Raw genomic sequence first — 12292 nt, 5'->3', positions numbered from 1 at the left:
TCATAAACGTTCCCCCTTTTACGAAACCGTTTTCACTAGTGCATCTTGAATGACTTGATCTTCCATTGAAAAAGCTCTGCGGAATACAGCCGCCACTTTAAAACGCTCAATCCCTTGCGCTTCTTCAGCCGGTATAGTTCCTACCGCTTCCATATAGCTTTCATCGAAATACTCATCGTACACCGGCAACTCTTGTATACCGATTTCTTCAAGCAAGAGTTGCGCTTGATCCATTGCTGCATCCAATTGTGCAAGTAACTCAATCGCTTCAGGATCAACGTTCTGACGTACATCTTCAAATAAAGTAAAGATTTGCACTGCACGTTTCGCCATTTGTACGCGGTCTTGCAAGGCCTCATCTTGTAGACGCGTAATCGCCTCATCAACCGGCAAGATTGCTTGATTGCTTTCGAGCAACTCTTCTAGTGAGCGGAAACTCGTCGACGTAAACTGCTGAAACTGCTTTAAATCTTCTTGCGTGACAGGCTTCTCAATCGGATCCACTTCGAAATCTTCAATCGTAATTTTCTCCAACTGCAATAATTCTTTGTCCAATATACGCTGTAACTCTTCCGGCCTGTTATTCGCGGACTCATGTATAGTACTCATCGAATTCCCCTTTTCAGAAAACATATGTAATGCATAAATCAAGCAAGAAAAGCCCAGTCTAAGCTTAGGCTATTATACTGATAAGATAGCACTTTTTGATGGCTAACACAATACTAGGCCGTGAATTGTCGAAGGAATGAGGCGACATTAGGACGCGGAGTGACGTGTTGTTACAGGATTTTGCATGGAATGACAGAAGAGCCCTCTGTACAGAGGACTCTTCGTTTGGAGTTTTATTTACTTGCCATATGAATAAAACATCAGTCTACTTTCTTTGTGTAAGGAAAGTAGGTTCGTGTTCTGAACATTTTTTGTCACCGTTAGATAATGGAAACCTTCGTCCCAATATGTAGTCGGTTTAATCCATAACTGTCTGAAATTCAGTGGGTTTACTTTTGCCGTGAATTCATAGACGCGTGTTACACCGTTTGACTCTCTTGAGACAACAATATCCTGACTATAATCCTTAAATGGAGACAATGGCTGAGTAAACGTTACAGTGAATACTTTATCTTTAAGAACATCCTGGTTATCAAAGTCGCTCATAAACTCATATCCAATACCATTATACACCACATTAACCGTTGCAATCGCCGCGACTCCACCTGCCCTGGCCGTCACGAATACGGTACCGACTCTTTTTGCGGTGACTACTCCATACTGGTCGACCTCTGCAATTGAAGAATCTGATGAAGACCAGATGACCGCTTGATCGGTTGCGTTAACTGGTCGAACTTTGGCATACATAGCAAATTTCGATTCCATCGTCGCATCCGTCACCGTGACTCGCAATGTTTTCACGACATTACCAACGTAAAATGTAATCGTAGCAGTCCCAGGATTCTTCGCGACTACCACACCATCATTGTCTACTGAGGCGACATCCTTATTCGAGGATTCCCAGTTCGTCATTTCATCCTCCTCATTTAAGAAGAACCTTCTATCATTCACTTTCATCAGTGCATCGCCCAACAAGAAGTTCGGACGTTGCTGCACCATATTACTAGGTGTGAAATTACTGGATATTTCGTATTCGTGATCAATGAAGAAACCTTCATTAGTTGCTGTCTGGGACATTTTTACATAATACTGACCTGCTGGTAACTCTACTTCCAAAGATAAATCATTCTGACCATGGGGAGTTTTATTATGATTGGCTTTTCCAATCCAGTTCTGTTTTTCATCATATAGATCCAAACGCAGAAACTGATTATTGTAACCACCCTCAGAATCTTCTTTGGTCCATCCGCCTACCAATTTCAATATACCTGGATACTTCCATGGCAATTGATAGAAATCCTCGTCCATAGAAGTCTCACTGATCGTCCCTTTAACATTAGAGTTCACGTAGAGCCAATTAGCTTGTTTGAATGTATCATTTGGTTCTTGTTCATAGGCTGTTTCCATCGTGGAATTCATGGTGGGTAATTGAGTAAGCGCAACAGACTGGGCGCTAACACCACTCGACAAATCCATCGTCACCGCTTCTGTATTTAATTCCACATTATTCACCGGAATGTTTTCAACGGGAAGCTTCAGATGCAGTCGTTCCAAGCTCAGTAAGCCTGATCCAAAATATAAAGAAGTGCCAGGCTCTGCTAAAGTTGTTGCTGTAGATTGCAACAACTTCTTGATCTCTTGTGGTGTTTTTTCTGGTTGCAATGACTTCAATATAGCTGCCGCTCCCGCCACGATTGGTGAGGAAAATGAAGTCCCTTCACTACCACCGTATTTCCCTCCATTTGTCGTCGTGAAAATAGATGTTCCCGGTGCTACTAGAGTCAAGCTTTCATTGTAATTCGAGGACTTCACGTGCTGATTGCGTTGATCGATAGAACCTACTGAAATAACATGTTCATATGATGCTGGATAGAAAGGTCGATTGTCTTCCTCTGCTTTATTGCCAGCTGCCGCCACTACGATGACACCTGCTTGAATTGCGCTTTGGATTGCGCGTTCTTCAATATCCGATTTCACTGGACCACCGAGACTTAAATTAATGACGTCTACTTGTAACTTCACTGCATAATCAATGGCTGCGACAATATAGGAAGTTTTCGTTGTCTGGCCAGCTCCGAATACTTTCAGCGGCAAAATCTTCACGTCAAATGGGCCCGCTATTCCCGAAACTCCTTCTCCATTACCGTACTCTGCGGCGATAATTCCCGACACCTTTGTTCCATGTCCAGTTTCATCCTGCAAATTACTAGTATTATCATAGAAGTTCTGTCCGCCTGGTTGAATTCGCTTCTGTAAATCTAAATGTTGTGTATCAATACCTGAATCGATTACCGCCACAGTCACACGCCTCTTCTGTTCAGACACGCGTGACCAAACCACTTCTGCCCCCACATGTGGAAGCCACCATTGTTCTCCAATAAAAGGATCTTCAGAAGGTTCAGCAGCCAATTGTCTTTTGACGTTCGATTCGACGAACAAAACATTCGGATCTTCCTGGAGTTCCTGTCGAAGCGCCTCTACGTCGGTACCTTCCTTCAAACTCCATAACTCCACATCAGAAGAAATCCTTTTACGCACTTCTACTTGTCCCTCAAATTCTTCACTAAAATTCATGCGAGCATCTTCCGCATATTCCACTAGCAACTCGGTAACCGGTAACTGCGCATGACTATGTACGGGTTCAATAGTAACTACTGCAAAAAATATCGACATAAACCATAGAAAACATAAACTACTTTTCTTCACAACATCCCTCTTTCCTACTCATTCCGATAATCACGTGCAGTCAATGGACTAATGAAATAAATGACTTTAGTCTATGTTACCTTGTGAAGTTCAATAGGACTAGTGAAAATTCCATATTAAAGAAATCATTTAGAATACGCATAGTGTTTATCGTAATAAAAAAGTAGAGGTTGCATTTATCGCGTAGACCAAGTACAGTAAGGGTAATTAAACTTTCACTTATTTCGATAATTCGGAAATAAGGATAGAGGCGCAAAAACCATTAGTACACAATCAGAGGATCATGAGGTTCTATGAAGATTGTCGAAAGGGGAATTTGCCGAAGCGGCGAGACACTCATGATCTCTAAGCTGATTCTGGACTGAACAAGTGCAGGATTGTCATATGGGAAACTGTATGGTGGGCTATCTCGTGCAAAGAAATAATTCATTATTTCAACGCAACAGCGAGCCCTCGTTGTTGCTTTTTGCGTTCACTTACGTATCGCCCCCACCTCTATGTTTTTTAATAAAATGATAGGATGTGGAGAATAATGAATTTCGGATCAATTATGACAGCGATGGTTACTCCGTTTGATGAAAGAGGAGACATCGATTACCCAGCAACACAAAACTTAATCAATCACTTACTAGCCAATGGAACAGACGCACTAGTCATCGCAGGTACGACAGGAGAGTCCCCTACGCTTACGGCGCAAGAGAAAGTGGAGCTATTCAAATTCACCGTGCAAACCGTTGCAGGCCGTGCACCAGTTATTGCAGGCACAGGAACGAATAGCACGAGAGAATCCATTGACTTGACGATCCAAGCAGAAGAAGCAGGCGTCGACGGAATTATGCTCGTCGTACCGTACTATAATAAACCGTGTCAAGAAGGCTTGTACCAGCACTTCAAGACCATTGCACAAACGACTACATTGCCGATCATGCTCTACAACATCCCAGGCCGTAGCGCAGTCAATATGTTGCCTGAAACGATTATCCGATTGGCGAACAACGTATCGAATATTACGTCTGTTAAAGAAGCAAGCGGTGATCTAGAAGCCGCTGCAGCGATAATTGAGCATACGGGGGATGACTTCTTTGTCTATTCAGGCGATGACGCATCTACACTTCCTATGCTATCTATTGGCGGCACAGGCATCGTGTCGGTTTCTGCACATATTATAGGCAATGAAATGCAAGAAATGGTCCGTCACTTCAAAATGGGCAATACCAAGCAAGCCGCTACTATCTATCGCGGACTATTGCCGATCATGAAAGCGATGTTCGCTGCACCGAACCCTTCTCCGACGAAGGCTGCATTGAACTTAACAGGCGTACCAGTTGGTGGAGTTCGTTTACCAATGATTGCGTTGCCTGAAGAACAAGTAGATTCGTTGAGAGACCTTCTAGCTCTTCGTAATCAATCCGCAGTCGGTCTTTGATCAATCTATAGAAACAACTTTAAGCTGCTCCGAGACGACCGCAACATACGGTCATCTCGGAGCAGCTTTTTAATTCACTTCTATATATAATAAGTTGAACATAAGAAATAGCCATTCCATTGGAACCGTTGATTTCCGTTCCAGGCGGACGCGTTCCGCGGGCACGGCCTCAATCTCCTCGTCCGCTACGCTACCTGCGGGGCTTTCGGCTCGCGCTGTTCCCGCCGGAGTCGCCGCCTTCCACTCCAATCAACTTAGTGTATCCTAAAATCTTCAATTCAACTTATATAGTAATAAAAGTCGTAGTTACCTATTACGCATCCTGCAACTGACGCCATAAGATCTTTCCACTACTCGTTGTCGGGAAACTATCACGGAACTCGACAATTCGCGGATATTTATAACTCGCCATCTGCCCCTTTGACCATTCGATAATCTCTTCCCCAGTCACGTTTCCTTTATATTCTGAATCCAGAATAATAAGTGCTTTTACCGTTTCACCACGCACTTCGTCAGGAGACCGAACGACACATGCTTGCTGAACCGCCGGATGTTTATAAAGAATCGACTCCACTTCCGTCGGCCACACTTTAAAGCCGGCCGCATTAATCATCCGTTTGACACGGTCTACGATAAAGAAATAGCCTTCTTCATCCATTCGAACGATGTCGCCAGTGCGGAAGAATTGTATACCGTCTAGCATCATATGACTCGCTTTCGTTTCTTCCTCTTGATTATAGTAGCCTTTAAACATTTGGGGCGCATGGACCACTAGCTCGCCTTCCTCTTCTACACCGAGTTCTTCACCTGATGTCGGATCAATAATACGGGCATCTACACCGAACGCTGGAATGCCTAGACATTGCAACTTAGGACGGTTCGGTGGATTGAAATGGGTATGCGACATCGTTTCGGATAAACCATAGCCTTCTACATAATCAAGGCCCGTACGCTGACGCAGTTTTTCACCTACTGCGATAGGAAGCGTAGCCCCTCCACCACCGACAATCTCAAGAGATGAAATATCATAATCAGCGAGCTGAGGATTCGCGAGGAAGTCAATAAGCATCGTACTAATATTGATCCAGTGACTGACTTGGAAATGCTCAATCGCTTTCATCGCATAGTCGCGATCCCATCTTGTCATAATGACCGTATTACTCCCTGCCAAAATCGGATTCAGCGCACTATGCGTGAGTCCGGTCACATGAAATAAAGGCAAACTTGTTAATACGACCGTGTCAGGACTCATTGCCATCCAATGATACGAACCGATCGTATTGGCCTGCACCGTCCGATTCGTATGAATACACCCTTTAGGCGCCCCAGTCGTTCCTGACGTATACGGAATCATTGCCATATCATCACTCTCGCCTGTGTAAACTGAAGGAGTCTGAGCCGCATCCAGCGCAGATTTCCACGAAACAGTCTTCGCTAGTTCCTTAGCAGGTGCCTTTACTTCTTCAGGAATCTCAGCTAATGCTTTTTCTTCATAAATATAATCAGAATAAGCAGCAGAAATAACCGTTTGTAGTGTCGTCGTACCAATTAACGGCTCTAGTTTTGGGTACAATTCCTGTCCTATAAACGCCAGTTGAATGTCCCCGTCTTCTAGGAAAAACTGCAAATCTTCTGTCGTACTCATCGGATTAATCGCAACAACGACTGCCCGCAAGCGTAATATTGCAAATAAACTGACGAGAAATTGTGGCGAGTTTTGCATGAGCAGCAAGACACGATCCCCTTTTTTCACTTGGCATTCTTGTTCCAAATACCCAGCCATCTTCTCTGTCTCGTCCAATAATTGGCCGTACGTTGCAGATCCGCCATAAAATTCATAAGCCGTTTTATTCGGATATTTCTTCGCAGTGATCGCTAAATTATCATAAATCGTCGTTTCAGGTAATGTAAGAGATTTCGCAATACGTGGCGGCCAAAATTCAAAATGGGCTGTATGTTTCATTCGATTCACTCCTCAACTTTTGTATACGCTTATATGCGGATCACAGACTACTTCCTGTCCTGACAAAAACGGTGCCACGTCAAGCACACCTTTTTGACTGACGAAATGTAAATCATCACCTACATCCATCTCAAGCATCGCTCTGCCTACTTGCGTTTGTGCGAGTAACGGTTCATTTTGATCTTTCTGACTGTCGTAAAACAACTTGGCACTGAGTGCACTATCCGTTAATTGAACAGCATTCTCCCCTGCCAGCAGAATCAGCTCGGATAAAAAGTACCCCGCACCGTAGAAGTCTTCTAAGCAAAATTGATTGGCAGATCCTGCACAAGTAAGCAAAATCGTTTCATCTTCATATTCGTCAAATACTTTTCTGGCGACCGCCGGGCTATTAAGCAATGAAGCAATCCACACTTTACGTGCACCCGCAGCTTTTCGGATGGCCACTGTACCGTTAGTCGTTCTCAGTATCAACGTTTTACCCGCCACTTTCTCTTTAAGAGCTAGCGGCAATGGATAGGAAAACCCTTCTATAGGCAAACCGTTCCACTCACCCGCCATACAATACTCATCAGTCGGCAAGTTTTTCGCAATGTCACGTGCTTCCTTTTCGTCAGCTGTCGGAATCACTGACCGTGCGCCAAATGACAGACAGGTAGAAATCGTAGAAGTCGCTAATAACACATCAAAGACTACAACCGTTTTGGTCGCATCGAGCTTCGCCTCATCCAATTCTTCTTTCTTAAAAAGCAAATGGATTCTCATCCTGTCACCCCTTACTTCCTAGCGCTAATTAACGCGTACTGAATTAGATTTTCAACAAACACATTAAAGTGAGCAAAACGTTGATCTTGCGTTTGTCCCTTTTTGTAACGGTAATAAATCTGCTGGCAAATGACGGCCAGTTTAAAGTAAGCAAACGTCAAATAATAATCAATCGAGCTGACATCACGTCCACTCTTCTCTGCATAACGCTCGATAAATTCGTCTCTTGTGAAAAACCCTTCCATCACGGTGACCGGTGGTTTACCAAGTCCTTTTTTCAGCATTTCAGGATCGTCTACTTGAATCCAATAACTCATCGCAGCCCCCACATCAGCAAGCGGATCGCCTACTGTTGTCATTTCCCAGTCAAACAGCCCAGTCATTTCAGAATAGTCTTCCGAAAACATCGCATTGTTTAATTTATAATCATAATGAATAATCGTAGGCTCAGCAGACTCCGGTACATTACTCTTCAAGTACTCGGTCAATTTTTCCAGATCTTTCACGTCATCCGTTTTCGCGCGCTCATAACGCCCGATCCACCCCGCAACTTGTCGCTCCATAAAGCCTTCAGGTTTCACCATATCCACTAACTTTGTTTTCTTATAATCCACTTGATGCAAACTAACTAGTTGGTCCACTAGCAATTCAGAAATTTTTCGTCCGAGTTCAGGTGTGTATGCCGTGTCGCTAGGGAATTCCGTGTCTAGCACGATACCATTGCGACGTTCCATAATGAAAAACGGACTTCCAACAATCTCTTCATCTTTAGAAAAAACATAAGGTTTAGGAGCCGGCTTGAAATACGGATGCAAACTCAATAAAATTTGATATTCCCGCTCCATATCATGTGCTTTCGGTGCGACCGGCCCTAGTGGCGGTCTGCGCAACACCGCTTCCCATTCTTTGATTTGCAGAAGATACGTTAAATTGGAATGCCCCGCACTGAACTGGCGAATGTGCAATTCCCCTTCAGGCGCTTCCGGAATATGGTCACGAATGAATTGTTGCAGTTTCTCTATATTCAGTTCTTCCCCAGATCGTACGTCAATTGTTGTAGCATTCTCCATAGTAAATCCTCCTTTATACTAACCAGTAGGTATGTTATACGTAAGCTGATTTCTCAGCTTAGCGTGGAATGATTCCTTCAAGCAATAGGCTAGAAAATAATTCAATCAATTCATCAGCAGACATATTCCCTTTTGGATTGAACCAGTTATAACTGTAATTTGTAATGCCTAATACACCAAATGCCACAATATCCGCACGCAAATCTTGACGGAACTCACCCGCTTCGATGCTATCCGTGATCAGCTGCTCAATATTCAAACGAAACAGATCGCGTTGCGTTTCAATCGTTTCCACATTCTGTTCAACTAAATGGCGCATCTCACGGAAAAACACGCGACCACTTGGCCCGTTATTCTGAATATCATGGATCAGCAACGCGATAATCGCTTCCAACTTTTCACGGCCTGATAGATGACCCGTTTCCAAAATCGCCTGTTGGCGTTTTAGTAAATCCGAAATATATTCAAGATGAATTTCCATCAATAATTGCTCTTTACTATTAAAATAATAATAAAATGTTCCTTTTGTTACACCGATTGCTTCCACTATATCTTGAATCGATGTATCGCTAAATCCCTTTTCCTCAAACAACAACACACTCGCTTGTGTAATTTTAGCTTTCATACTCATTCCCCGACCCTCTTCATGTTATTTACCTCATACTATATCACATTTTAGCGGATCGAATCCTCACGCGGAATGAATGAAACGGTAGTCTAATCTTATCAATTACTTATCGGTATTTTTTCAATTCCAGTCTCGCAATCTGTCTCGAATGCACTTCATCCGGACCGTCTGCAATGCGTAACGTCCTAGCCGCTGCATACATATAGGCAATCGGAAAATCTTCACTGACACCCGCTCCGCCAAATGCTTGGATAGCCCGGTCGATGACACGCAATGCCATATTTGGTGCGACCACTTTAATCATGGCGATTTCAGCCTTTGCGACTTTATTGCCGACAGTATCCATCATGTATGCGGCTTTAAGTGTCAACAGACGAGCTTGTTCAATATCCATGCGTGATTCCGCAATCCATTGCTGCACGACACCGTGATCCGAAATCTTCTGTCCAAACGCCTCCCGTTCACTAGTTCTCTTACACATCAATTCAAGCGAACGTTCAGCTGCGCCGATCAAACGCATGCAATGATGAATCCGGCCAGGACCTAGTCTACCTTGCGCTATCGCAAATCCTTTACCTTCACCCCATAATATGTTTTCTGCCGGTACACGTACATCAGTAAAGAGAATTTCTGCGTGTCCGTGCGGTGCATCATCATAGCCGAACACTGGCAACATACGCTCCACTTTCACACCTTCCGCATCCATCGGCACGAGAATCATCGATTGCTGTTCATGCTTCGCTGCGTTCGGATCACTCTTGCCCATAAAGATCATCACTTTACAACGAGGATCCCCTGCCCCTGAAGTCCACCATTTCCTACCGTTTATCACATACTCATCGCCGTCACGTACAATACTTGATTCAATATTCGTCGCATCACTCGACGCCACGTCTTTCTCGGTCATCGCAAATGCAGAGCGGATTTCTCCTTCAAGTAACGGTTCAAGCCATTGCTTCTTCTGCTCATCCGTACCATAACGCGCCAACACTTCCATATTGCCAGTATCCGGCGCATTACAATTGAAAATTTCCGGCGCCAAGAAAGAACGTCCCATAATCTCACAAAGCGGAGCGTATTCGGCATTCGTCAATCCCGCTCCATAGCTATCGTCAGGAAGAAACAAATTCCAAAGCCCCTTCTCTTTTGCCTTTGCCTTCAATTCATCTACAATCGGCGGAATCTTATTCCAACGGTCCCCTTGCTCCTCTTGCTGCTGACGAAATACAGATTCATTCGGATAAATATAGTCCTCCATAAATTGCGTCACTTGCTCTTGTAACTTTACTACTTTCTCTGAATATGAAAAGTTCATAGTTTTTGACTTCCTTTCGTTTATACTAACCAGTTGGTATGTTCCGAATATTACACTTACTATACGGGATTTGGTTTGGGGTTGCAAGGGGTTTTGACGATACGGTACCAGGTCCCCGTGCAATTCCCACACAATTCTGCTGCGACACAGTACCAGGTCCACATACAATTCGAACACAATTCTACTACGACACAGTACCAGGTCCACATACAATTCGAACACTGCGACACAGTGCCAGGTCCCCGTGCAATTCAAGCATAATTCACTCAGGAATTAAATTCTTCTACTGTAACAGCCACAAAAATTCAATTCTTCAAACTCACAACGTGATTCGTATGCACTTTTCGCTATCCAAAATTCAATTTCATCCTTTTGACCAAAACAAAACTTCTCCTCTATACTCAATATATTCATGAAATAATAGGAGATGAAGTCAATGGCAAGACGTAAACGGAATTGGAGGCCAAATGCAAACTACCATGTCGTCATGCGCGGTAATAATAGACAGAGCATCTATGCTAACGAGGAAGACATGTTGCACCTGATGCGCTGCATAGGCCATGCATCTATAGATTATCAATTTACTATTTTCGCATTCTGTATTATGACAAATCACTATCATATTCTACTTCAATCTGAAGACAATCTATCTAAAATTATGCGGCATATCAATCGGAAATACAGCGATTATTACTCTAAACGATACGGGTATATCGGACAGCTTTACCAGGGCCGTTATTATTCGAAAGAAGTAAAATCTCCTTATGCCATGCTCGCCGTCAGCCGCTATATTCACCGCAATCCGATCGCAACCAAAACACCAATGGTCAAACAGTTGGCTGATTATCCATTCAGTACATTCCCCTACTACTATTATTCTTCTGATCCATCACCTTATCCGTATATTGATACATCAGAACTACCGCACTGCCTACCTCAACCATTCAAGAAAACCACAGAAGCCTACGTGAATTATTGTTTAATGGACTTGGAAGATATATTAAATGTCCGCAAAAGTACTGACATTCTAAATGTGCTTACGTAATTCCAATAAAACGAAACTCAAAAAGGCTTCTAATCCAGTGGATTAGAAGCCTTTTGTATTGCGCATTTAATTGTCAGAATAGTTCTTAATTGTGTGAGGACCTGGTACCGTCAGTCTTTGTGTGGGGACCTGGTACCTTAGTCAATCCAGTTTGTAAGTCTTCGTCTCTATCGTCCTATTCTTCTCATTATAAGCCTTGATAGTAACAGAACTTCCCGCTTTTAAGTTAGTAAACGTATGAGTAAACTCGTTCCACCCTGTCATACGAAGTGAAATTCCATTAATCTTTACCGAATGAACTTCAGGTTTTACGGTAATTTTAAAATGATGCAACCCTTTGCCTGAAGTATAGTGCAATGTCTCTATAGCTGCTGATGGATCGGTAACTTCAAAGGGCATTGTTGTTTTAGCGCTCAACACTTCCCCTTTGATCGAGCGCATTTTATCTGACACTTCTAGCTGGTATACCTTTCCTGGCACGTAAGATGTTCGTGGTGTCACTTTAATGGTCCTACCATCACGTAATAACTCTACGGAAGCTGCATGTTTTTTACTACCATCCATTATATAAATATTCGCTTCAGTTACGGTGCTCGGATCAACCTGTAAGCTAAATTTAATGTGCCATGTTTTCATAGCGTCATGGACTGATTTAGATGGGAGTGACTTTGCCGAGGCAGCAGGTGCTATGACTAAAGTGACCAAGCACATTAGTACTGTCGATAAAAAGAATCGTTTCCACATATTCAATACTCCTCACCTTCC

10 protein-coding genes and 1 riboswitch are annotated in these 12292 nt (G+C 43.3%); of the genes, 2 read left to right on the top strand and 8 right to left on the bottom strand.

The genetic code is table 11. The features are described from left to right. Window positions 1–18 precede the first annotated feature (18 nt). Both grpE and CSV68_RS05695 read right to left on the bottom strand, forming a co-directional pair. A complete protein-coding gene (gene grpE / locus CSV68_RS05700; RefSeq protein ID WP_158233014.1) occupies window positions 19–609 on the bottom strand; it encodes a nucleotide exchange factor GrpE in 591 nt (196 codons plus the stop codon). A 237-nt stretch (window positions 610–846) separates the two neighbouring features. Then, complete coding sequence (locus tag CSV68_RS05695) at window positions 847–3315, bottom strand: S8 family serine peptidase (RefSeq protein ID WP_099661664.1); 2469 nt, start codon at window positions 3313–3315, stop codon at window positions 847–849. A gap of 237 nt (window positions 3316–3552) precedes the next feature. Further along, window positions 3553–3730, top strand: a riboswitch (Lysine riboswitch). Window positions 3731–3847: 117 nt separating this feature from the next. On the opposite strand from CSV68_RS05695, the gene dapA reads away from it, so the two are divergent. Further along, the gene (gene dapA, locus CSV68_RS05690; protein WP_099661663.1) at window positions 3848–4741 is read left to right on the top strand and encodes a 4-hydroxy-tetrahydrodipicolinate synthase; all 894 of its coding nucleotides are present in this window, start codon (window positions 3848–3850) and stop codon (window positions 4739–4741) included. A 313-nt stretch (window positions 4742–5054) separates the two neighbouring features. Here the strand turns inward: dapA and CSV68_RS05680 are convergent, their stop codons facing one another. The 5 genes from CSV68_RS05680 to CSV68_RS05660 form a co-directional block, all read right to left on the bottom strand. Then, the gene (locus CSV68_RS05680) at window positions 5055–6704 is read right to left on the bottom strand and encodes a long-chain-fatty-acid--CoA ligase (RefSeq protein WP_099661661.1); all 1650 of its coding nucleotides are present in this window, start codon (window positions 6702–6704) and stop codon (window positions 5055–5057) included. A 12-nt stretch (window positions 6705–6716) separates the two neighbouring features. Next, window positions 6717–7469 carry a 2-phosphosulfolactate phosphatase gene (locus tag CSV68_RS05675; RefSeq protein ID WP_099661660.1) on the bottom strand — a complete coding sequence of 251 codons (753 nt, stop codon included), beginning with the start codon at window positions 7467–7469 and terminating at the stop codon, window positions 6717–6719. Between the two features lie 11 nt (window positions 7470–7480). Next, entirely contained in the window at window positions 7481–8539 is a 1059-nt protein-coding gene (locus tag CSV68_RS05670) for a phosphotransferase family protein (protein WP_099661659.1), read from the bottom strand. Window positions 8540–8597: 58 nt separating this feature from the next. Continuing rightward, window positions 8598–9170: a TetR/AcrR family transcriptional regulator gene (locus tag CSV68_RS05665; RefSeq protein WP_368665170.1), complete on the bottom strand. Its 573-nt coding sequence runs from the start codon at window positions 9168–9170 to the stop codon at window positions 8598–8600. A 103-nt stretch (window positions 9171–9273) separates the two neighbouring features. Beyond that, window positions 9274–10482, bottom strand: a complete 1209-nt coding sequence (locus CSV68_RS05660) for an acyl-CoA dehydrogenase (protein ID WP_099661658.1) — start codon at window positions 10480–10482, stop codon at window positions 9274–9276. Window positions 10483–10918: 436 nt separating this feature from the next. On the opposite strand from CSV68_RS05660, the gene CSV68_RS05655 reads away from it, so the two are divergent. Continuing rightward, window positions 10919–11527: a transposase gene (locus CSV68_RS05655; RefSeq protein WP_099661657.1), complete on the top strand. Its 609-nt coding sequence runs from the start codon at window positions 10919–10921 to the stop codon at window positions 11525–11527. A gap of 141 nt (window positions 11528–11668) precedes the next feature. Here the strand turns inward: CSV68_RS05655 and CSV68_RS05650 are convergent, their stop codons facing one another. Further along, entirely contained in the window at window positions 11669–12271 is a 603-nt protein-coding gene (locus CSV68_RS05650) for an Ig-like domain-containing domain (RefSeq protein ID WP_099661656.1), read from the bottom strand. Window positions 12272–12292: the final 21 nt, after the last annotated feature.

The sequence above is a fragment of the Sporosarcina sp. P29 genome (genome assembly GCF_002743265.1).
In the GTDB taxonomy this organism is placed as follows: domain Bacteria; phylum Bacillota; class Bacilli; order Bacillales_A; family Planococcaceae; genus Sporosarcina.
The sequence above is the reverse complement of the archived record's forward strand: the minus strand, read 5'-3'. Positions and strand labels throughout refer to the sequence as shown.